The sequence below is a fragment of the Citrobacter sp. Cpo030 genome, assembly GCF_030333005.1.
In the GTDB taxonomy this organism is placed as follows: Bacteria; Pseudomonadota; Gammaproteobacteria; order Enterobacterales; family Enterobacteriaceae; genus Citrobacter; species Citrobacter portucalensis.
In genome coordinates, this window is the sequence record NZ_JAOWGT010000043.1 from 170850 (window position 1) to 193422 (window position 22573).

Annotated in this window: 18 protein-coding genes; 10 read left to right on the forward strand and 8 right to left on the reverse strand. The window is 52.5% G+C overall.

What is annotated here, in order from left to right:
• Positions 1–6 precede the first annotated feature (6 nt).
• Positions 7–2505: a trimethylamine-N-oxide reductase TorA gene (gene torA, locus OGY37_RS03255; RefSeq protein ID WP_286620059.1), complete on the forward strand. Its 2499-nt coding sequence runs from the start codon at positions 7–9 to the stop codon at positions 2503–2505.
• On the forward strand, positions 2495–3127 hold the full coding sequence (gene torD / locus OGY37_RS03260) for a molecular chaperone TorD (protein WP_191222350.1): 633 nt from the start codon (positions 2495–2497) through the stop codon (positions 3125–3127). The genes torA and torD overlap by 11 nt, the downstream gene beginning before the upstream one ends.
• Positions 3128–3843: 716 nt before the next feature.
• On the opposite strand, the gene yeiP is transcribed toward torD, so the two are convergent.
• Positions 3844–4416: an elongation factor P-like protein YeiP gene (gene yeiP, locus OGY37_RS03265; RefSeq protein ID WP_126317680.1), complete on the reverse strand. Its 573-nt coding sequence runs from the start codon at positions 4414–4416 to the stop codon at positions 3844–3846.
• 157 nt (positions 4417–4573) lie between these two features.
• Between yeiP and OGY37_RS03270 the strand changes: the two genes are divergently transcribed.
• A complete protein-coding gene (locus tag OGY37_RS03270; RefSeq protein ID WP_016153739.1) occupies positions 4574–4828 on the forward strand; it encodes a YkgJ family cysteine cluster protein in 255 nt (84 codons plus the stop codon).
• Here the strand turns inward: OGY37_RS03270 and setB are convergent.
• Positions 4825–6006 carry a sugar efflux transporter SetB gene (gene setB / locus OGY37_RS03275; RefSeq protein ID WP_016150664.1) on the reverse strand — a complete coding sequence of 394 codons (1182 nt, stop codon included), beginning with the start codon at positions 6004–6006 and terminating at the stop codon, positions 4825–4827. The genes OGY37_RS03270 and setB overlap by 4 nt on opposite strands.
• 368 nt (positions 6007–6374) lie before the next feature.
• Between setB and fruB the strand changes: the two genes are divergently transcribed.
• The 3 genes from fruB to fruA are packed head-to-tail and all read left to right on the forward strand — an operon-like array spanning position 6375 to position 10148.
• Positions 6375–7505 (forward strand): fused PTS fructose transporter subunit IIA/HPr protein, encoded by a 1131-nt coding sequence (gene fruB, locus OGY37_RS03280; protein WP_286620061.1) that lies wholly within the window; start codon positions 6375–6377, stop codon positions 7503–7505.
• Positions 7505–8443 (forward strand): 1-phosphofructokinase, encoded by a 939-nt coding sequence (fruK, locus tag OGY37_RS03285; protein ID WP_003834544.1) that lies wholly within the window; start codon positions 7505–7507, stop codon positions 8441–8443. The genes fruB and fruK overlap by 1 nt, the downstream gene beginning before the upstream one ends.
• A gap of 16 nt (positions 8444–8459) precedes the next feature.
• Positions 8460–10148: a PTS fructose transporter subunit IIBC gene (gene fruA, locus OGY37_RS03290; RefSeq protein ID WP_286547753.1), complete on the forward strand. Its 1689-nt coding sequence runs from the start codon at positions 8460–8462 to the stop codon at positions 10146–10148.
• 106 nt (positions 10149–10254) lie between these two features.
• Here fruA and OGY37_RS03295 read toward each other — a convergent pair whose 3' ends face one another.
• Complete coding sequence (locus OGY37_RS03295) at positions 10255–11553, reverse strand: anaerobic C4-dicarboxylate transporter (RefSeq protein ID WP_063940523.1); 1299 nt, start codon at positions 11551–11553, stop codon at positions 10255–10257.
• Between the two features lie 75 nt (positions 11554–11628).
• Entirely contained in the window at positions 11629–12348 is a 720-nt protein-coding gene (cuyB, locus tag OGY37_RS03300) for a cysteate racemase (protein ID WP_286620063.1), read from the reverse strand.
• A 352-nt stretch (positions 12349–12700) separates the two neighbouring features.
• Between cuyB and hypT the strand changes: the two genes are divergently transcribed.
• Complete coding sequence (gene hypT, locus OGY37_RS03305) at positions 12701–13612, forward strand: hypochlorite stress DNA-binding transcriptional regulator HypT (protein WP_286620065.1); 912 nt, start codon at positions 12701–12703, stop codon at positions 13610–13612.
• A gap of 32 nt (positions 13613–13644) precedes the next feature.
• Here hypT and nfo read toward each other — a convergent pair whose 3' ends face one another.
• Together nfo and OGY37_RS03315 are read right to left on the reverse strand one after the other, a co-directional pair.
• Positions 13645–14502 carry a deoxyribonuclease IV gene (gene nfo, locus OGY37_RS03310; protein ID WP_003834523.1) on the reverse strand — a complete coding sequence of 286 codons (858 nt, stop codon included), beginning with the start codon at positions 14500–14502 and terminating at the stop codon, positions 13645–13647.
• A 71-nt stretch (positions 14503–14573) separates the two neighbouring features.
• Positions 14574–15623: a YeiH family protein gene (locus OGY37_RS03315; protein ID WP_043016967.1), complete on the reverse strand. Its 1050-nt coding sequence runs from the start codon at positions 15621–15623 to the stop codon at positions 14574–14576.
• Between the two features lie 244 nt (positions 15624–15867).
• Between OGY37_RS03315 and yieE the strand changes: the two genes are divergently transcribed.
• A complete protein-coding gene (yieE, locus tag OGY37_RS03320; protein ID WP_003834519.1) occupies positions 15868–16749 on the forward strand; it encodes a DNA-binding transcriptional regulator YeiE in 882 nt (293 codons plus the stop codon).
• 193 nt (positions 16750–16942) lie between these two features.
• The gene (gene lysP / locus OGY37_RS03325) at positions 16943–18412 is read left to right on the forward strand and encodes a lysine-specific permease (protein ID WP_149281496.1); all 1470 of its coding nucleotides are present in this window, start codon (positions 16943–16945) and stop codon (positions 18410–18412) included.
• Positions 18413–18477: 65 nt separating this feature from the next.
• Here lysP and OGY37_RS03330 read toward each other — a convergent pair whose 3' ends face one another.
• Positions 18478–20463 (reverse strand): ligand-gated channel protein, encoded by a 1986-nt coding sequence (locus OGY37_RS03330; RefSeq protein ID WP_286620068.1) that lies wholly within the window; start codon positions 20461–20463, stop codon positions 18478–18480.
• A gap of 279 nt (positions 20464–20742) precedes the next feature.
• The gene (gene fghA / locus OGY37_RS03335) at positions 20743–21579 is read right to left on the reverse strand and encodes an S-formylglutathione hydrolase (RefSeq protein ID WP_149281501.1); all 837 of its coding nucleotides are present in this window, start codon (positions 21577–21579) and stop codon (positions 20743–20745) included.
• 322 nt (positions 21580–21901) lie between these two features.
• Between fghA and folE the strand changes: the two genes are divergently transcribed.
• Positions 21902–22570 carry a GTP cyclohydrolase I FolE gene (gene folE / locus OGY37_RS03340; RefSeq protein ID WP_003027410.1) on the forward strand — a complete coding sequence of 223 codons (669 nt, stop codon included), beginning with the start codon at positions 21902–21904 and terminating at the stop codon, positions 22568–22570.
• The last annotated feature ends 3 nt before the right edge of the window (positions 22571–22573 follow it).

The following is a 22573-nucleotide window of genomic DNA, read 5'->3' on the forward strand; positions in this document are numbered from 1 at the left end:
TAATGTATGGATATTCATGACTTTAATCCGTCCCGCCGCCGTTTTCTTAGCGGTATGTTGGCGGTGGGTGCTGCCAGCGCACTGGCGCCTAATCCGCTGATATCAAAAGTGTGGGCGGCGGGGGAAAATCCCGAACAGTGGATCCAATCTGGTTCGCACTATGGCGCTTTTGAAGCCAAAGTGGTCAACGGTGAGTGGACCGAAACCCGTCCGTTCAAACATGACAAATACCCCTGCGATATGCTGAACGCGGTGCGTGAAGTGGTTTACAACCCGTCGCGGGTGCGCTACCCAATGGTGCGTCTGGACTGGTTGCGTAAGCGTGAGAAGTCGGATCGCAGCCAGCGCGGAGATAACCGTTTTGTACGGGTTAGTTGGGATCAGGCGCTGGATTTGTTTTACGAAGAGCTGGAGCGGGTGCAAAAAACCTATGGCTCATCAGGCGTATTTACCGGGCTTGCCGACTGGCAGATGGTGGGCAAATACCATAAAGCGGGCGGGGCGATGGACCGGGGACTTGGCCTGCATGGTAGCTATGTGACAACCGTCGGCGACTATTCTGCGGCAGCGGCACAAGTCATTTTACCGCATGTGATTGGTTCGCTGGAAGTTTATGAGCAGCAGACGTCGCTTCCGCTGGTGATTCAAAACAGCAATACCATCGTGTTGTGGGGCTGCGATCCGATCAAGAACTTGCAGATCGAGTTTTTGGTTCCCGATCACGATGCGTTTGGCTACTGGCAGCAGATTAAAGAGGCGGTAGCGCAGGGTAAGATGCGCGTTATCAGCGTTGATCCAGTGCGTAGCAAATCGCAAAACTATCTTGGCTGCGAGCAGTTGGCGTTACGGCCACAAACCGATGTCGCGTTAATGCTGGCGCTGGCGCATACCCTGTACGAAGAAAAACTGTACGACACGGCGTTTATTACCGATTACACCGTCGGCTTTGAACAGTTTTTACCGTACCTGCTGGGCGAGAGCGATAAACAGCCGAAAAATGCCGAATGGGCTGCAGAAATCTGCGGGCTGACGGCAGAGCAGATCCGAGACTTCGCCCGCCTGTTGGTGAAAGGCCGGACACAGTTTATGGGCGGTTGGTGCGTACAACGCATGCACCATGGTGAGCAGTATCCGTGGATGCTGGTGGTACTGGCCAGCATGGTCGGTCAAATTGGTTTGCCCGGCGGCGGGGTAGGATTTGGCTGGCACTACAACGGCGGTGGCACGGTGACATCCGCCGGCCCCGTACTCTCCGGGCTGGGGAGCATTGCTAATCCGCCACCGGCGAAATATAAAGCGGATTTTCGCGGCGCATCGGAGCATATCCCCACTTCGCGTATCGTTGACTGCCTGCTTGAGCCGGGTAAAAAGGTTGCCTTTAACGGCGAGACGTTAACCTGGCCTGACATCAAAATGGCGATCTACAGCGCGGCAAATCCATTTCATGCGCAGCAGGACAGGAACCGCATGATCGACGCGTGGAAGAAGCTGGAAACCGTGGTGGTGTTGGATCACCAATGGACCGCGTCGTGCCGATTTGCCGATATCGTCCTGCCCGTTACTACCCGCTTTGAACGTAACGATATTGAGCAGTTCGGCACACATTCGAATAAAGGGTTGATGGCGTTGCATCAGATCGTCAAACCGCAATATGAAGCGCGACATGATTTTGATGTGTTTGCCGGGCTGTGTAAGCGCTTTGACAAGGAAGCGGTGTACCGTGAAAACCGTGATGAAATGCAGTGGATACAGGCGCTTTATGACGAAGGCGTGAAGATGGGGGCATCGCTCGGCGTCTCATTACCGGATTTCACAACGTTCTGGCAGGGTGACGGATATATTGAATATCCGCCGGGTCAGCCGTGGGTCCGTCACGGCGAGTTTCGTGATCAGCCAGACCTGAATCCGCTGGGAACGCCGTCAGGTCTGATTGAAATCTACAGCAAAACCATCGCGGGCTTTGCCTATGAGGACTGTCCGGGGCATCCGGTATGGATGGAACCCTTTGAGCGTACCCATAGCGGCAAAAAAGATAAATACCCTCTGCATCTGCAATCCTGCCATCCGGATAAACGTCTGCATTCCCAGCTGTGCTCTAGCGAGGCGTTTCGCAACACCTATGCGGTTGCCGGAAGAGAGCCGCTTTATATCAGTGAACAGGATGCCACCGCTCGTGGCTTAAAAGCCGGTGATATCGCCCGCGTTTATAACGCTCGTGGTCAGGTACTGGCTGGCGTGGTTGTCAGTCCGGATTTTTCCCCTGGCGTGATTCGTATTCATGAAGGCGCATGGTATTCCCCGCAGGAAGGAGGGAAAGCCGGGACATTATGCACCTATGGCGACCCGAACGTGCTGAGCGCGGATATAGGTACTTCACAATTGGCCCAGGGGCCTTCGGCGCATACCGTGCTGGTGGAGGTCGAGCGTTATCAGCAGAAAGCCCCGCAGGTGACGGCATTCGGTGGTCCGCAGATTGTGAAAGAGGAGGGGACCAGTGCAGCATAAGCAAATTCATCAGCAGCGGGCGGCTGTGTACCAGTGGTTTTCGCAACTGTTATTTCGTGAGCTGGATGAAAAACAGCTCGCCAGTCTGGAAAACGGCGATAGCCAGGCTTGGATTGCCTCACTGGCGGCGGTTCCTGGAGTGTCTGCCGAGGTTAAACGTTTTGAGCGTAGTCTGAGCCGGGTTTTGCGGCGCGACTCCCGTCAGCTGGAGCTGGCAGCAGATTTTGCCTCGCTGTTTCTGCTGGCCCCGCCGGCTAGTGTTTCTCCCTATGCAGGGCACTATCCACACACGACAGCGGCAGAAGAACGTCGGCAAATGAATGTGTTGCTGATTGAGCAAGGTCTGGCAGCGAGAGAGAATGAGCCCTCCGATCATATTGCCGTGCAGTTGGCATTAATGGCGAGGATGGTTGCTAAAGAGGAGAGGCTATCGGCGCAATACTACTTTTTGCATCATCATATTCTGTGCTGGGCACCGTTATTTCGCGACGCTTGTCTGGTGCGGGATAACGAGGGGTTTTATCCTCAGGCGGTTAATCTGATAGTGCGTTTTATGCAAGAGGATGAACAGTATCTGGAGTCATTGTTGATGGATGATTTTTATCTCAGCAGTCAGCGCTGAATATGACAAAGGGACAGCTGGTGCTGTAATGCCAGTCAGTAAAGTATTATGGAGAACATTCTATTGCGGCATAGGATTCCGTTCACCTCAGCGGAGTCATTTCTCTGGAAGCGCAGATACGCGTGAACGTGCAAGGGAGACTCACCGCCGTCTCCCTTGCATCCCAGGCTCCCGGCGGGAAAATCGTCGCGATGCGAGTTATTCGTCTTATGTCGTCTGCCTGTCGGGTCGGGGCCGAGCCTGCATCCATGCAGGCCGTCCCCTCTGTCCGCATCCCTGCGGACAGACCCGGTCAGCCGTCAACGCCTCATCGATTTTCAGCCGGACCGGTGTCATCGCTTTAACGCTCTGACTTCCAGTTAAATCTTTTTTGCTGTTTAAACAAAATACGCAGATGGTCAGGTGTGGGCTGGTCCGGCTGAAAATTGCCGACGTGTTTTCGTAAGGCCGGGAGAGCCAGCATGGATGCTGGCTCAGGGCGCGCTTTGCAGGGATGCTACCTCGCGCCCGGCCCGATAGCCTGAAGAAATAAGCGGAGGGGACCACGAAGTGGCAATTTTCCCGCTGGGAGCCGGGATTGTTAAGGGTACGGCGATAGTACCCTTAACACGTTCACAGGCAGTATTGTTTCAGATAAGTGATATCACTAAAGTGAACGGAACATTTTGCCAGAGACAACATGTCATTATCTTTGGTTCACCTGTAACGACAGGAGATTAATCTGCACGGCCCATATAGCGACGTTCTTCGATATGAATACGGATTTTTTCACCCGCACTTAGGTACTCAGGAACCTGGATCACCAGACCGGTGCTCAGGGTTGCTGGCTTGTTGCGCGCGCTCGCTGAAGCGCCTTTAATACCCGGTGAGGTTTCAACGATTTCCAGGTCTACAGTCTGCGGCAGTTCAAGCGCCAGCAGTTGGCCGTCCCAGGTCAATACCTGCATGTCCGGCATACCGCCTTCCGGCATGAACAGCAGCTCTTCTTCAATCTGGTCTTTGGTGAAGGTATACGGGGTATAGTCTTCTTTATCCATAAAGATGTATTCGTTGCCATCGACGTAGGAGAAATCAACGCCACGACGGCTCAGAGTGACGGTATCCACGATATCGTCGCCTTTGAAGCGCTCTTCAACTTTCAGACCGGTACGCACATCAGAAAAACGCATTTTGTACAGCGTGGCAGCACCACGTGCAGACGGTGATTGAATATCGATATCTTTTACAATCAGCAGTTTGCTGTTGTAGTTCAGTACCATACCTTTTTTAATTTCGTTCGCTCTTGGCATCGAAAAAATCCTGTAGTGAGGAGTGTCTAAAATATCGCGTAAAACTACTCGCGCCGGGGCATTCAGGCAAGCGGAATTCATGCTTTTGCTGGTGCAAAAAAGGTGGTACTGTGCCCTTCCCGCACAATCCGATGGTTTACGATAAAGAGAGTACTGTATGGAATGCCGTCCGGATTGTGGTGCATGCTGCACCGCGCCTTCAATCTCCAGTCCCATCCCCGGTATGCCTGATGGCAAGCCCGCTAATACGCCCTGCGTTCAGTTGGATGAATCCCTGCGTTGCAAAATTTTTGCGTCGCCGCTACGACCAAAGGTGTGCGCCGGTTTACAGCCCAGTGCGGAAATGTGCGGACAGACGACGCACCAGGCCATGGTTTATCTTATCGAGCTTGAAGCGCTGACCGCACCTTAAACGTCCTTGATGCGCGCCAGGCACACGACGGTGGCGACGATCATCACCAGCGCAAACCAGAACACCGCGTGATAGTTCCAAATTTCAGCGGCAATCCCCGCCAGCGATCCGGCAATAATCCAGCCCACGCGAATGGTATTCGTATAGAGGGTGGTGGCTGAACCCGCCTGTCCCGGCATCAGGTCCTGGAAATAGAGCATACCAATCCCGCCGAGAATACCGATGTAAATCGCGTTCAGCAGCTGTAAGCCAAGCAATATCGCCGGAGAGTGAGCCAGCAGCATACCGGCATAAAAGAAGAATCCGGCAACGACGGCAATTCTCATCAACAGACGTTTACCCAGACGCTTTGCAAAATAGCCAGCAATCAACATGGTCGGGATTTCCAGACCGGCTGCGGTGCCCATCATGATGCCAGCCAGTTTTTCCGGCAGATGCAGTTCGTTGATGATAAACAGCGGCATATTAATGATATAGAGACTATTGGTTCCCCACATTAATGTGCAGATAACAAACAGCAGCAACGTGTCGCGTCGATTGCGGCGCGGGGCCTCAACTGCGCCTGTCGCGAGAGGCACGTTTTTACTCATTGAGGGTAAAAACAGCCAGACCATTACGCCGCAGACAACAAACGCCACCGCCGCGCTGAGATACATCACTGTAAAGCTGAATCCCATGGCCAGCGCGTAGGCCAGCGGCGGGCCAATTACCCAGGCTAGCGAAACCTGCGCACGTAATATTGAGCTGAACATGACGGCTTCCCGACCTGTGCGGTCGGCGTGTTCACGGGCGAGAGCAAACATTTGCGGGTTGGCGGTCGATCCAAAGCTGCTGAGGAATACCCCGATAAACAGCAGAATAAAATAGTTACGGTTCCAGGCGAACAGCACGCAGGCCAGCATCCCCAGTACGCAGCAAAACACAATCAGGTTTTTGCGATCGCCTTTTTTATCCGAGCGTCCGGCCAGAAACTGACTCACCAAAATGCCGATCACGGCGCTGCCGGTAAAAAAGAAACCGACCATGCCGGGACGGGCATGGACTTCATCCGTCAGAAAAAGGCTAAGCGTTGGCGTCTGCAACGCACCGGCGATACCCGTCAGAAATGCGACAAGCAGGAACGCCGAAGACGTTAAATCAAACGCCTTGGGTGTGGCGGCTACGGGGGTGTTATGCATGTTTTGATATCAATGATGTGAAGAGACGCGGAGTTTACGCTGCTTGTCAGAAAATAAACAGGGAGCCAAATCAAAATCGGCATCAAAAATCAAAATAGCATTTCAGTCAGAGAATGCCGTTTGCTGACGCTGCTGAATCTGACATGCTGACGCCGATTTTTCGTCAGCATTTTTTTCTCCCACGCAGAGAAAGTGTGCGTTATCTCTAAATTCAGCAAGTAATTTGTCAACTTTACTTGTGTGCTGAAGAAAAAAGAGCAAGACTTCTTGAAACGTTTCAGCGTCATCTCGCCATAACTGATAGAGTCAGGTGACGCCTTTTTTCTCATGTTAGCTGAATCGTTTCAAATCAGCGGGAGAGGAGAACCATGTTCCAGTTATCTGTTCAGGATATTCACCCGGGCGAACAGGCCGGGAATAAAGAAGAGGCTATTCGCCAGGTTGCCGCTGCCTTAGTACAGGCGGGTAACGTGGCGGAAGGCTACATCGATGGCATGCTGGCGCGTGAACAACAGACGTCCACGTTCCTCGGCAACGGTATTGCTATTCCTCACGGTACGACGGACACGCGCGATCGGGTGCTGAAAACCGGTGTGCAGGTATTTCAGTTTCCGCAGGGCGTGACCTGGGGCGAAGGGCAGGTTGCTTATGTGGCAATCGGCATCGCCGCAAGTTCTGATGAACACCTCGGTTTACTGCGTCAGCTGACACACGTGCTGAGCGATGACTCCGTCGCTGAACAGCTGAAATCTGCGACCACGGCGGAAGAACTGCGTGCGCTGCTGATGGGTGAAAAGCAAAGTGAACAGCTGAAGCTTGATAACGAAACGCTGTCGCTGGATGTCGTGGCCAACTCGCTGGTGACGCTGCAGGCACTCAACGCGGCACGGCTGAAAGAAGTCGGTGCGGTTGACGCCACCTTTGTGGCCAGAGCAATCAATGAGCAACCGATGAATCTCGGTCAGGGGATCTGGCTGAATGACTGTGCTGAAGGTAACGTGCGTAGCGCCGTTGCGGTTAGTCGTGCAGCAACAGCGTTCGATGTACAAGGTGAAGCGGCAGCCTTGCTGGTGACCGTCGCCATGAATGACGATCAACCGGTTGCGGTGCTGAAGCGCCTTGGCGATCTCCTGCTGAATAATAAAGCTGACCGTTTGTTGAAAGCTGATGCGGCAACGGTGCTGGCGCTGCTGACCAGCGATGACGCCTTAACTGATGATGTACTGAGCGCCGAATTTATTGTGCGCAATGAGCATGGTTTACATGCCCGCCCGGGCACCATGCTGGTGAATACGATTAAACAATTTAACAGTGAAATTACCGTGACAAATCTTGATGGAACCGGCAAGCCGGCGAATGGACGCAGTCTGATGAAAGTTGTGGCGTTAGGCGTGAAGAAAGGACATCACCTGCGCTTTACTGCACAGGGCGAAGATGCTGAACAGGCGCTGAAGGCGATTGGCGAAGCCATCGCAGCAGGTCTTGGGGAGGGCGCGTAATGAGCAGACGTGTTGCTACTATCACCCTTAACCCGGCCTACGACCTGGTGGGTTTCTGCCCGGAAATTGAACGCGGTGAAGTGAACCTGGTTAAAACCACCGGTCTGCATGCGGCAGGGAAAGGGATCAACGTCGCTAAGGTTTTGAAGGATTTAGGTATCGATGTCACTGTGGGTGGCTTCCTGGGTAAAGACAACCAGGATGGTTTTCAGCAGTTGTTCAGCGAGCTGGGCATTGCCAACCGTTTTCAGGTCGTGCAGGGCCGTACCCGTATTAACGTCAAGCTGACCGAAAAAGACGGTGAAGTATCTGACTTCAACTTCTCCGGCTTTGAAGTCACCCCGGCTGACTGGGAACGCTTTGTAAATGATTCGCTGAGCTGGCTGGGCCAGTTCGACATGGTGTGCGTCAGCGGCAGTTTGCCAACCGGCGTGAGCCCGGAAGCCTTCACCGACTGGATGACGCGCCTGCGTAGTCAGTGTCCTTGCATTATCTTTGATAGTAGTCGTGAAGCGTTGGTAGCAGGTCTGAAAGCGGCGCCATGGCTGGTGAAGCCAAACCGTCGCGAACTGGAAATCTGGGCCGGTCGTAAGCTGCCGGAAATGAAAGATGTGATTGAAGCGGCGCATGCGCTTCGCGAGCAGGGGATCGCTCATGTGGTGATTTCACTCGGCGCGGAAGGTGCGCTGTGGGTTAACGCCTCAGGCGAGTGGATTGCTAAACCGCCGTCAGTTGAGGTGGTCAGCACCGTCGGCGCGGGTGATTCAATGGTTGGCGGTCTGATTTACGGCCTGCTGATGCGTGAGTCCAGCGAACATACCCTGCGTCTGGCGACGGCTGTTGCCGCCCTGGCGGTAAGCCAAAGTAATGTAGGCATTACCGATCGTCCTCAGTTGGCCGCAATGATGGCGCGTGTCGACTTAAAACCGTTTAACTGACAGCAGGAGAGGCATAATGAAAACGCTGCTGATTATTGACGCTAATCTCGGCCAGGCTCGCGCTTACATGGCGAAAACCCTGCTTGGAGCGGCGGCACAGAAAGCACATCTGGAAATTATTGATAATCCGAATGATGCCGAACTGGCAATTGTTCTGGGCGATACGCTTCCTGCCGACAGTTCGCTGAATGGCAAAAAAGTCTGGCTGGGCGACATTGGTCGTGCGGTTGCGCATCCTGAACTCTTCCTTAGCGAAGCTAAAGGCCATGCAAAACCTTACAGTGCCCCGGTTGCAACAGCAACTGTGGCCAGCAGTGGTCCAAAACGCGTGGTGGCGGTGACGGCTTGTCCGACCGGTGTTGCTCATACGTTTATGGCCGCTGAAGCGATTGAAACTGAAGCGAAAAAACGTGGCTGGTGGGTGAAGGTTGAAACCCGAGGTTCTGTTGGCGCAGGTAACGCTATTACGCCGGAAGAGGTGGCTCAGGCTGATCTGGTGATTGTGGCAGCTGACATTGAAGTTGATCTGGCGAAGTTTGCCGGCAAACCGATGTATCGCACCTCTACCGGTCTTGCGTTGAAGAAAACAAAGCAGGAGCTGGACAAAGCGCTGGAAGAAGCAACACCGTACCAGCCAACCGGTAAAGCGCAGACTTCAGCAACCGAAAGTAAGAAAGAGAGCGCGGGGGCGTATCGTCACCTGCTGACGGGCGTCTCTTATATGCTGCCGATGGTAGTTGCTGGCGGCCTGTGTATTGCACTCTCGTTCGCTTTTGGTATCGAAGCGTTTAAAGAGCAGGGTACGCTGGCGGCGGCGCTGATGCAGATTGGCGGTGGTTCAGCCTTCGCGCTGATGGTGCCGGTACTGGCAGGTTATATCGCATTTTCCATCGCTGACCGTCCGGGTCTGACGCCGGGTCTTATCGGCGGTATGCTGGCGGTAAGCACCGGTTCCGGCTTTATTGGCGGGATTATTGCTGGTTTCCTTGCCGGTTATGTGGCGAAGCTTATCAGCACGAAGCTGAAACTCCCGCAGAGTATGGAAGCGCTGAAACCGATCCTGATCATTCCGCTGTTCTCAAGCCTGGTGGTTGGCCTGGCCATGATTTACCTGATCGGCAAACCGGTGGCGGGTATTCTGGAAGGTTTGACTCACTGGCTGCAAACCATGGGTACGGCCAATGCGGTGCTGCTTGGCGCGATTCTTGGCGGCATGATGTGTACCGACATGGGTGGTCCGGTTAACAAGGCGGCGTATGCTTTCGGTGTGGGTCTGCTGAGTACACAAACTTATGCGCCGATGGCGGCCATCATGGCTGCGGGTATGGTACCTCCGCTGGCTCTGGGTCTGGCAACGCTGGTTGCGCGTCGTAAGTTCGACAAAGCGCAGCAGGAAGGCGGCAAAGCTGCCCTGGTACTGGGCCTGTGCTTTATCACCGAAGGGGCAATCCCGTTCGCTGCCCGTGACCCAATGCGCGTTCTGCCTTGCTGTATCGTTGGTGGTGCGATTACCGGGGCTATCTCGATGGCGGTGGGTGCGAAGCTGATGGCGCCACACGGCGGGCTGTTTGTCCTGTTAATCCCAGGTGCAATCACGCCGGTGTTGGGATACCTGCTGGCAATTATTGCCGGTACGCTGGTAGCCGGTCTCTCCTACGCGGTGCTGAAGCGCCCGGAAGCTGAGGTTGTGGCAAAGGCGGCCTGATTTAACGTCAATACCAGGGGCAGAGAATTCTCTGCCCCTTTTTTATGCTTTTACCTATACCGTTGCAGCATCGCCACAATAATCCATCCAGCCTTAATAAAACGGGTCAGGTAATCATTGGCGCGATGATAAAACCAAAGGCAACGCCAGCAATGATCCCACCCAGTCCTGGCAGCATAAACGGATGGTTTAAGACATACTTGCCCACGCGCGTTGTCCCTGTGGTGTCGAACTCCATTGCCGCCAGCGAAGTCGGGTATGTTGGTAGAACAAACACCCCGGTTACCGCCACATAGGAGGCCAGAATTGCCCATGTAGGCACGCCGAGCGCAACGGCCAGAGGGATGATCAGCGGCGTGGTGGCGCCTTGCGAGTAGAGAAGCGCACAGGTACCAAACAGCACCAGTGCCAACAGCATGGGATAAGCCCGTAGAATATCGCCTGCGATATCCTTAATCTCCGCTAAGTGGGCATCAATGAAGGTCGTTCCCAGTGTAACAATCCCGAGAATGACCGCCAGTGAACTCATCCCTGATCTAAACGTGGATGTCAGGACAATAGCATCGGTTGATGTTTTGCATAACACCACCATCAGGCAAGCGGCAGCCAGCATACAGATAATGATGATATCCCGGGTATTCATTGGGTTGCCTGCATCGAATCCAGGGCGTAGCTGCGGGCAGGCGGCAAGAATAACGATGACGACCGTTGCCAGCATAAACAGGGCGACTGAGAGTTTGGCACCCGGCGTGGTGCTGTTTTGCCCTTCATATTTACGCACTAATCCTTTTTGCAGGCGTTCCAGATAGACTTCATCATCCTGAAGCTCGCATCCCTGACGTGAGGCGATAAAAGCGGCAACCATCGCGGCGACAAACGAAGCTGGTAGACATACCGCCATGACCTGAATAAAGGTGATACCGTTGCCCTCCATAATGGTCAGCATCGCCGCCATTGCGGCACTGATCGGCGAACCGGATATCGCCACCTGGGAGGCGACTACGGATCCGGCGAGCGTACGAGAAGGGCGGATACCGGACTCTTTGGCGACTTCGGCAATCACTGGCAGGGTAGAAAATACAATGAACCCTGTTCCGGCCATTATGGTCATCGACCAGGTGATAATCGGTGCAATAATATTGATATATTTAGGGTTACGCCGCATGAAATTACCGGCAACACGAACCAGATAATCCATACCTCCTGCGGCCTGTAGCGCCGATGCTGCCACGACAACTGTCATAATAATAAGGATAACGTCAACGGGTGGCGAGCCAATTTGCAGATCAAATCCCAACGTTAAAATAGCCAGCCCCAGACCACCGCATAAACCGATACCTATTCCGCCGAGGCGGATACCAAAAAATATTGCACCCAACACGACGATAATTTCTAACCAAACCATAATGGCCTCCGCCAGAGAATAATTTGTTATTAAAATAAGTGGTTGTTTAATGCTTTATTAATCTGGTAATGGCTGTTATTGCGCCAGAAGATGATGTTTGCCAACTCGTTTTTCGTACCATTTAATACCGGCGCGAACTAATGATCCGGTTGAGTCAATATATTTATCTGGAGACTTTCTGACTGCGTCGGCAAGAATGACGGGGACTTCAGTACATCCCAGTACAATGATTTGTGCGCCGCGTGAGAAGAGCACTTCAGCCTGTTCACTCATCAGCGTTTGTGCCCGCTTAAGGTCGCCGGCTTTTAAGCAATAAATACTTTCCATGACCTTTTCCTGATCGGATGAATCAGGACTGATGCAGGTTAAACCAAGAGATTCTATGCCTTTTTGGTAGAGTCCCATGTAAAGGGTGGCGTTAGTAGCAAGTAAACCGATACGTGATTTTCCGCAGTTTTTGACCTCATTCATGGTTGTTTCAACGATACTGAGTAACTCTGTATGACAGCACTCTTTTAATTCATTAAACCAAAAATGGGCGGTATTACAGGGGATCACAATACACTCCGCACCAGCATCTTCCAGTTTGTGCATATAATCACGCATTGCCGGAAGTGGGGAATGACCATGATGCATTAACGCATCAGTTCGGTCTGGAATATCAGGGATGGATGAAATAATTAATGGGATATGTTCCTGATCGCGTTGCGCTGCGGTAAAGGTGACGAATTTATTAAAAAGATCGACGGTTGCAGCAGGCCCCATACCACCAAGTACGCCAATTAAACCTTTCACGATATATACCTCTATTTACCGATATTTAATATTCAGAGCTGGTGTCTATCTGGTGCTTATGTTTAACAGCAGAGTGTCGTGAGGAGAAATGCAATAATGTTTGGTTCAATGCAAAAAACGCATGAGTGTGATGTCTTTTACCACCTCAGCTGGCCGGCAATCAGCCAGAGGCCCGACGTTACGCGGTGGGTGAGCGGTCGTGGTCGATGAGTAAAGAAACATGTTAATGTCAAAAACGAAGGCATTATGCAAAAAATGAATCACCAGATACTGATGTTGAATATCATCTCCGGGAATATTCAGGCATGATGCTTAAGACTAATCGACATATTTAAACATCCGCGTGACAGGCATGAAAAATATCGAGACAAAATGGTTATATGATTTTCTGACGCTGGAAGCGTGTCGTCATTTTTCCCAGGCCGCGGAGGAGCGCAACCTATCCCAACCGGCATTTAGCCGGCGGATCAAGGCGCTCGAATCCGCTGTTGGGGTGCTGCTGTTTGACCGTACGACGAGTCCACTGCAGCTGACGGAGGAGGGTAAGTTATTCCATTCGCAGACCCGTAGCCTGCTGCAACAACTGGAATGCAATTTAGATGAGCTAAGTGGTCACAACCTGCTTGGCGTTCCCAATATCAAAATAGCGGCGGCACATTCTTTGTCGCTGACGATGTTGCCCAGATTAGTACATTCAATGTCGGCATGGGGCGAGGAGTTTGTGTACCACGTCGAAGCGATTGACGTAGTCCAGGCGGTGAATACGCTGCGCGAGGGGAAAAGTGATTTTATTATCTCCTTTCGCGATGAAGACTTAATGCAGTCACCTTTCTGCGGCTTGAAGGTTTTTGAGTCTGAGCTGTATCCCGTCTGTGCTGCGGATGCACAGGGTAAGGCGTTGTTTGATATCTATCAGCCGCAGGTGCCGATTCTGAACTATACTAGCACTTCCTACATGGGAAGATTGGTTAACCGTCACCTGGCGGAGGTGGGCAGTATTTCGGCGCGTACGCTGTTTATGTCTTCGATGAGTGAGCTATTGAAGAATATGGCATTAGATGGTCATGGTATCGCCTGGCTGCCAGCGTGGACGATCGTGAACGAATTGCGCGATAAGCGCCTGGTTTGTCTGGACACGCCGGAGTTTATGGTGCCAATTCAGGCCTATATTTACCGAATGGATACCCGTTTGAATAAAACGGCTGAGCATTTCTGGCGGATTTTGTACAACCATATGCCAGAGGATCTGGTTACGCTCACTTGATACGCGCCAGCTTGTCTGGCGCGCGGAGATCGTTACGCCACTGCTTTTTCTGTTTGCTGGGCTTTCAGCCAGGCGATCTCTTCGGCCCAGATATCCGGATTAATGGTTTCCAGCACCATTGGAATACCGTCAAAACGATTATCCTGCATAATCCAACGGAAGGCATCATGGCCAATATTGCCTTCACCCAGGCTGTGATGACGGTCAACGCGACTGCCAAACGCGCTCTTGGCGTCGTTCAGGTGCATACCGCGTAGATACTTGAAACCGACAATACGTTCAAATTCCGCAAACGTTTTTTCGCACTCTTCTGCGGAACGCAAATCGTAACCCGCCGCGAAAGCGTGGCAGGTATCAATACAAACGCCAACTCGGGACTTATCTTCGACGCCGTCGATAATGGCGGCCAGGTGCTCAAACTTGAATCCCAGATTACTGCCTTGTCCGGCGGTATTTTCGATTACTGCCGTAACGCCCTGGGTCTGAGCGAGGACGATGTTGATGGATTCTGCAATGCGCGCCAGACACTCATCTTCCGGGATCTGCATCAAATGGCTACCCGGGTGAAAGTTCAGCAGGGATAAGCCAAGCAGTTCACAGCGTTGCATTTCATCAAGAAATGCATCACGCGATTTTTCCAGCGCATCGCTGACCGGGTGACCGAGGTTAATCAGGTAACTGTCGTGAGGCAGGATTTGTGCAGAGGTGTAGTGGTACTTCTCACAGGCAGATTTGAAATCATCAATGATTTCGGTGGTCAGCGGCGCGGCACGCCACTGGCGCTGATTCTTGGTGAACAGGGCGAATGCGGTCGCTTCGATTTCTGCGGCTCGAATAGCGGCGTTAGCCAGACCGCCAGCGGCGCTTACGTGCGCTCCGATGTATTTCATAAATTTAACCCGCCATACTCAAATACAAAAAGGGAGAGTATAGCGGGTTAATGGAGGTGAGTCGTGATCGTTTATGCCATCAGGGCGTGGACAGCGACGTTAATCGCAGCACCACCGACAATCAACCAGACAAACAGCAGCAGGGCCATCAGTAACGGTTTGGCACCGGCTTTTTTCAGTGCGCTAACGTGAGTGGTTAACCCCAGTGCAGCCATTGCCATTGCCAGCAAAATGGTGTCCAGCGTTACCAGCATGTTCACAACCGACTGCGGCAGCAGGTGGAACGAGTTAAAAATCGCGACCACAATGAACAGGATGGCAAACCATGGAATAGTGATTTTGCTTTTCTCACCACCCGTAGCCGGAGACAGTTGTTTAACGCGAGCTGCCAGCAGGATGAGGAACGGTGCCAGCATCATGACGCGCAGCATTTTGGCAATAACCGCGGCGTTTTCTGCATCCGGGTTAATGGCGTGCCCGGCAGCCACTACCTGCGCCACTTCATGCATGGTGGAACCAATGTAAATGCCGTAGGTTTCTGGGCTAAACCAGTGTGCCAGCAGCGGATACATTGCCGGATACAGGAAGATAGCGATGGTACCGAAGATCACCACGGTGGCGACAGCGACGGTTACCTTACTGGCTTCCGCTTTCACTACCGGCTCGGTTGCCAGCACGGCGGCGGCACCGCAAATGCTGCTCCCCGCGCCAATCAGCCAGCTGGTGTGGCGGTCCAGACCAAACACTTTTTGCCCCAGGAAACAGGCAATCATAAAGGTACTGCTCAGCGTTAACACATCAATCACGATACCGCTGACGCCGACGTCAGCAATTTGCGCGAAGGTGAGGCGGAAGCCGTAGAGGATGATCCCCAGACGTAATAGATGTTGTTTAGCAAACAGCACGCCGCCGTCACAGCTTTTCCAGATGTGCGGATAGACGGTGTTGCCGAGGACCATTCCCAACAAGATTGCTAAGGTGAGGGCGCTGAACCCGGCACCTGCGACGGCGGGAATAGATCCACCCCATAAGGCGACCCCAGTGATAACTGCACTCAGGGCAAGCCCCGGAATAAAATGCCACGCTGTACGACGATGAGTCTGCAAGGTGAGTTCTGTCATATCCTTCTCCTTTATCTGGGTAAAAGAGTACGGCGAAGTGGTTTAAAAATAAAATTGATTATATATTTATAATTAATCTATATAAGTGGTATACCCGTCATACTTCAAGTTGCATGTGCGTTGGCTGCGCTCGTTCACCCCAGTCACGTACTTAAATACGCTCCCGGGGATGCTCTCTCTTACCGCCTTCCTGCAACTCGAATTATTTAGGGTATAAGTAACGGATATCCGGTGGAAAACGACTATGCATATCACCCTGCGACAACTTGAAGTGTTTGCTGAGGTACTAAAAAGCGGTTCAACGACCCAGGCGTCTGTCATGCTGGCATTGTCGCAGTCGGCGGTGAGTGCGGCACTTACCGATCTGGAAGGGCAACTCGGCGTGCAACTGTTTGACCGTGTCGGTAAACGACTGGTGGTCAACGAGCACGGGCGTTTGCTCTACCCACGAGCGTTGGCGTTACTTGAGCAAACAACCGAAATCGAACAGCTTTTTCGCGAAGATAATGGTGCCATTCGGGTCTATGCCAGTAGCACCATTGGTAACTATATCTTGCCTGCTATGATCGCCCGCTATCGGCAGGATTTTCCTGATTTGCCGCTCGAGCTGAGCGTGGGTAACAGTCAGGATGTGATTAATGCGGTGCTGGATTTTAGGGTAGATATCGGACTGATCGAAGGGCCTTGTCACAGTACTGAAATTATTTCTGAACCGTGGCTGGAAGACGAGCTGGTGGTGTTTGCCGCACCGTCGTCACCGCTCACAAAGGGGCCTGTTACGCTGGAACAGCTGGCTGCTTCGCCGTGGATCCTGCGTGAACGAGGATCGGGTACGCGCGAACTGGTGGATTACCTGCTGCTGTCTCATCTGCCGAGATTTCAGATGGCAATGGAGTTGGGTAACTCCGAGGCCATTAAGCATGCGGTGCGTCATGGTCTCGGGATCAGCTGCTTGTCGCGTCGGGTTATTGCGGAGCAGTTGCAGGCGGGAACGCTGAGCGAAGTTCCCGTGCCGCTGCCGCGTTTAGTCCGTACTCTCTGGCGCGTGCATCACAGGCAAAAACACATCTCCAATGCCATTACGCGTTTTTTACATTACAGCGATCAGGTCGAGCTGGGCGAATAGGGCGCTTACTGTCGTAATGTCACCTCTGTAGAACGGCGGTTATAACTTAACCGCCTTACACCGCATATTTTCTGCTTTACTTATAATCCGCGGCCAGTCATGAAGGTCTCTTATAACAGCGTATTTGTGCCGGAAGAATGCCATTTCGTCTGCTACAATCGCGCCTCATTTTTTGGATGGATAGCATTTTCACATGGTTTCCGAAACTAAAACCACAGAAGCGCCCACGCTACGTCGTGAACTGAAGGCGCGTCACCTGACGATGATTGCCATTGGAGGTTCCATCGGTACGGGTCTTTTCGTTGCATCTGGTGCAACTATTTCTGCAGCGGGTCCAGGCGGCGCGTTGTTCTCTTATATTCTGATCGGTCTGATGGTGTACTTCCTGATGACCAGCCTCGGTGAACTGGCTGCCTATATGCCGGTTTCCGGCTCGTTTTCCACCTACGGTCAGAACTATGTAGAAGAAGGCTTTGGCTTCGCGCTGGGCTGGAACTACTGGTACAACTGGGCGGTAACGATTGCCGTTGACCTGGTGGCCGCACAGCTGGTGATGAGCTGGTGGTTCCCGGACACGCCGGGCTGGATCTGGAGTGCGCTGTTCCTCGGCGTTATCTTCCTGCTGAACTACATTTCCGTTCGTGGATTTGGTGAAGCGGAATATTGGTTCTCACTGATCAAAGTTACCACCGTCATTATCTTCATCGTGGTTGGTGTGATGATGATTTTCGGTATCTTCAAAGGCGCTCAGCCGGTGGGCTGGAGCAACTGGACGACCGGCGATGCACCGTTTGCCGGTGGTTTTGCTGCGATGATTGGCGTGGCGATGATCGTCGGTTTCTCCTTCCAGGGGACGGAGCTTATCGGTATCGCGGCTGGCGAATCTGAAAATCCTGAAAAGAACATTCCACGTGCGGTACGTCAGGTATTCTGGCGAATCCTGCTGTTCTATGTGTTCGCAATTTTGATTATCAGCCTGATCATTCCGTATACCGATCCAAGCCTGCTGCGTAACGATGTAAAAGACATCAGCGTTAGCCCGTTCACGCTGGTATTCCAGCATGCGGGTCTGCTGTCTGCGGCAGCGGTGATGAACGCAGTTATCCTGACGGCGGTGCTGTCCGCAGGTAACTCCGGGATGTACGCCTCCACGCGTATGCTTTACACCCTGGCATGTGACGGTAAAGCGCCGCGTATTTTCGGCAAACTGTCTCGTGGCGGCGTACCGCGTAACGCGCTGTATGCGACCACCGTGGTGGCGGGGCTGTGCTTCCTGACTTCAATGTTTGGCAACCAGACCGTGTACCTGTGGCTGCTGAATACTTCCGGGATGACGGGCTTTATCGCCTGGCTGGGGATTGCTATTAGCCACTATCGCTTCCGTCGCGGTTATGTACTGCAGGGGCACGATGTGAAGGATCTGCCGTACCGTTCTGGCTTCTTCCCGCTGGGTCCGATCTTCGCCTTTGTGCTGTGCCTGATTATCACCCTGGGTCAGAACTACGAAGCGTTCCTGAAAGACAGCATTGACTGGGGCGGCGTGATGGCTACCTATATCGGTATCCCGCTGTTCCTGATTATCTGGTTTGGCTATAAGCTGACCAAAGGAACCCGTTTTGTTCGCTACAGCGAAATGAAATTCCCGGGCCGCGTAAAGAAGTAACAGTATAAAAAAGCATAACAAAAACCCCGGCATGATGAGTGCCGGGGTTTTTTATTGCGCCTAACTTAGAAGCTGTAAGTCATGCCAACCGTGTAACGACGTCCATCAAGGACGGTGTCGTAGGTATCGTAATCGATTTGTTTATCCAGCACGTTATACACGCCAGCGGTCATCAACAGATCCTTGGTAGCATAGTAACGTAAACCAACGTCGACCTGAGTATAGGACGGGGTGCCCTGTGCCATGGAGGTACGGCTCAGGTATTCAGACGTTTTCCCGCGCAGATTCAGACGGCTCCAGAAACCGAGATCCTGCGTAGCCTGCCAGTCCAGCGTCGTGTTAAACATATGCTTCGGCATTTTGTTCAACGGTTGGCCTGAGAACTGACCGCTTTTCTGCTCAGATTCTGTGTAGGTGTAGTTCGCGGTCCAGTTGACGTCAGAGGTTATTTTCCAGCCGAAGGTGGATTCTACGCCGCGCATATTGGCTTTATCGACGTTAACGCGATCGCTGACGAAGTCATAATGAGTGCCGCCGATGGTGCAGGCCGGATCGGAACTGCTGTTACAACGGCGAACTTCGGTGATTTTGTTTTTAAAGTCGGTATTGAACAACGTAACGCCTGCGTTGAGGTCGTTGCCGTTATCCCACAGTAAACCGATCTCTTCGCTGAGGCTTTTCTCCGGTTTCAGGTCCGGGTTGCCGACAATGATTCCGTTCAGACGACCGCCGCCGGTGACCTGTCCCCAACTGGCAGAAGACTGGCGCAGATCCGGTGCGCGATAGCCCGCGGAAACACCGCCTTTTAAGGTCCACTGATCGCTCAGATGCCATACGCCATAGCCGCGCGGCGTCCAGTTGTCACCGTAGTTTTCATCCTTATCCATACGCAGACCGCCGGTCAGCGTGAAGGTATCGGTAACGGCCCATTCATCTTCAGCAAACAGCGCCCAGCTCCAGCGAGTCAGTTTGTTCAGTCCATCAGCAGCTTGCAGCTGGTTGCCATTATCGCGCAGTTTTTCATAACGGTATTGCCCGCCCAACGTCAGGGTGTGCGCCCCAAGGAATACCTGGTTCTGGTTATTGAAAATCGAGTTGTAGGACTTCATCTGGCGACCGGGGTTGTCGGTCTCTTCCTGCTGGACATAGCTGGTGGAGTTGAAGTCGTCGTAATAACCGCTGTGGGTTATTGAGTACGTGGTGTGCACATACTTGTTTTCGCTTTTACTGTTGGGCTTACAGCTTCCGTTGCGGCAGTTTTCCTCGGCCATGGATTTGCCCGGCGTACTGTCGCGATCCTGCAATTCACGTGCATAATCGAAATCGATGTCGTTTTTATCATCTGGCGTAAAGTTCAGGGTTAATCCCCCGCTACGCATACGCTGTTCATTGTAGCCATTTACGATTTCATCTTCCGCGCGGTGGGAGAATAATCCGGTCACCTTCGCGCCAAGTAATCCGTCAATCAGTGGTCCAGACGCATAGGCGTTGGTCTGGTAAATATCGCCGGAGTCTCTGTCTTCCTGGAAAGTGGCATCGCCGTGCAAAGAGCCGGTCCAGGCTTTAGTATTCGACACTTTTTTGGTGATGACGTTAATGACGCCGCCCATCGCATCGGAGCCGTAGAGGGATGACATCGGGCCGCGGATTACCTCGATACGCTCAATGGATTCCAGCGGCGGCAGCCAACCTTGCTCAATACCTGAGTTGTCGCTGTTAGGACGTGTACCGCGGGTGCTGATGCGTTTACCGTTGACCAGGAAGAGAGTGTATTGCGAAGCCATACCGCGAATACTGATATCGCTACTGCTCCCCCCGCCAGTGACGACGACGCCAGGGACATCTTTTAGCGCATCGGTGACATCTCGATAGGCTTTGTCCTCAATCTGCTGCTTGGTAATAACAGATATTGAAGCCGGGGCATCCTGAATTTTCTGCTCGAAACCGGTAGCGGTAACGACCACGGTGTCTTGTTCAGCGGCATGGCCGAGTGATGGGAGGCAGGCGACGCATACTGCGGCAGCTACAGCCTTAACGTGAGGTATAGTCATTTGTATCATTCCATTTAAATGAATCAAACTGCGCGTCATGTGAAAGGCCATGACAATTGTATGTATTTGTCTTTTAAGGACTCTTTTCAGTAAAGAAGCGGGGGGATTGTACAAAAGTATGAATGTTTGTAAACACAAATGATAATAGAAATCATTTGTGTTTGATATGATTTGAAGTTAAATACTTTTTAAATCAATAGGATAATGGACGAAGAAAAAAGGAGAAAAAGTGAAGGAATGATGGAGAAATGAAGAGGGCTTCCGCCCTCAACTAAGAAATTACTTCAGCAAATTCTGGGCGTGGAAGCGCAGGTGATCCTCAATAAACGACGCAATAAAGTAATAGCTATGGTCGTAACCAGGCTGGATGCGTAGCGTCATTGGCCAAGCGGTCTGACGGGCAGTTTCGGCTAGTACCGCGGGCTGCAACTGATCGGCAAGAAACTGATCGCTGTCTCCCTGATCGATTAGCGTCGGGATCGCGTCTGCGGGTTTGCTGGCCAGCATCAACGCGCAGCTATCCCACTCTGCCCACTGTGTTTTATCTTCGCCCAGATAAGCACTAAAAGCCTTCTCACCCCACGGAACACGACAAGGGTTTACGATCGGCGCAAAGGCGGAAACGCTGGTGTATCTCCCGGGATTTTTCAGCGCCATAATCAATGCGCCGTGGCCGCCCATGGAGTGTCCGCTGATGGCGCAGCGATCGCTGACGTTAAACTGCGACTGAATCAGTGCCGGAAGCTCATCACGCAGATAGTCATACATACGAAAATGCGTTGCCCACGGCTGCTGGGTGGCATTGAGGTAAAATCCTGCCCCTTGACCTAAATCGTAGCCGTCATCGTTGGCAACCTGCTCGCCGCGCGGGCTGGTGTCCGGCATCACCAGCACTATACCCAGCTCAGCCGCGATGCGCTGCGCACCCGCTTTGGTGGTGAAGTTTTCATCATTGCAGGTCAGGCCCGACAGCCAGTACAGCACCGGAGGCGGAGCGTTATCGCGGGGTGGTGGAAGAAAAATACTGAAGGTCATGGCGCAATTTAACGTGGTGGAGTCGTGACGCCAGCGTTGCTGCCAGCCTTCAAAACAGCGGTGCTCTTCAAGCATTTCCATGCGTGGCTCCTTGTTGTGTTGAACCTGAATGTGTTTGCGAACTCATCATAATACAGATTATTCATAGCACTGTGAGTAACTTTCACTTCCGCATTGAGCAAACATACTTCATCATCTATATAACTTTACATTAACACTCGACGTCACCGGGCTAAAAGACAAGTGAAATCAGCGACGCTGAAAGGCTGTGCCAATTTCAATAATTATCACGGTGAATACTGGATTATGTGCGCCGCCTCACGCACAATGTTCTGGCTGTGACACAGCCTAAAAACTTTGCCCCATGCAGGGCAGAGGCGCCCCACCTGCAGGAGAAGAAGAAATGTCATCACTCAGTAAAGAAGCGGCACTGGTTCATGAAGCGCTGGTTGCGCGTGGTCTCGAAACCCCGCTGCGCCCACCTGTGCAAGAGATGGATAACGAAACACGCAAACGTCTTATCTCTGGCCATATGACCGAGATTATGCAATTGCTCAATCTCGATTTGAGCGATGACAGTCTGATGGAAACTCCGCATCGCATTGCGAAAATGTATGTCGATGAGATTTTCTCTGGTCTCGATTACGCCAACTTCCCGAAAATCACCGTCATTGAAAACAAAATGAAGGTGGACGAGATGGTCACGGTCCGCGATATCACGCTGACCAGCACCTGCGAACACCACTTTGTCACTATCGATGGCAAAGCGACGGTGGCGTATATTCCGAAAGATTCGGTCATTGGTCTGTCGAAGATTAACCGCATTGTGCAGTTCTTTGCACAGCGTCCGCAGGTACAGGAACGTCTGACCCAGCAAATTCTCACCGCGCTGCAAACGCTGCTCGGGACGAATAATGTGGCGGTATCGATTGATGCGGTGCATTACTGTGTGAAAGCGCGCGGCATTCGCGATGCGACCAGTGCGACCACCACCACTTCTCTTGGCGGATTGTTTAAGTCCAGCCAGAACACGCGTCAGGAATTCCTGCGCGCAGTACGTCATCACAACTGATTA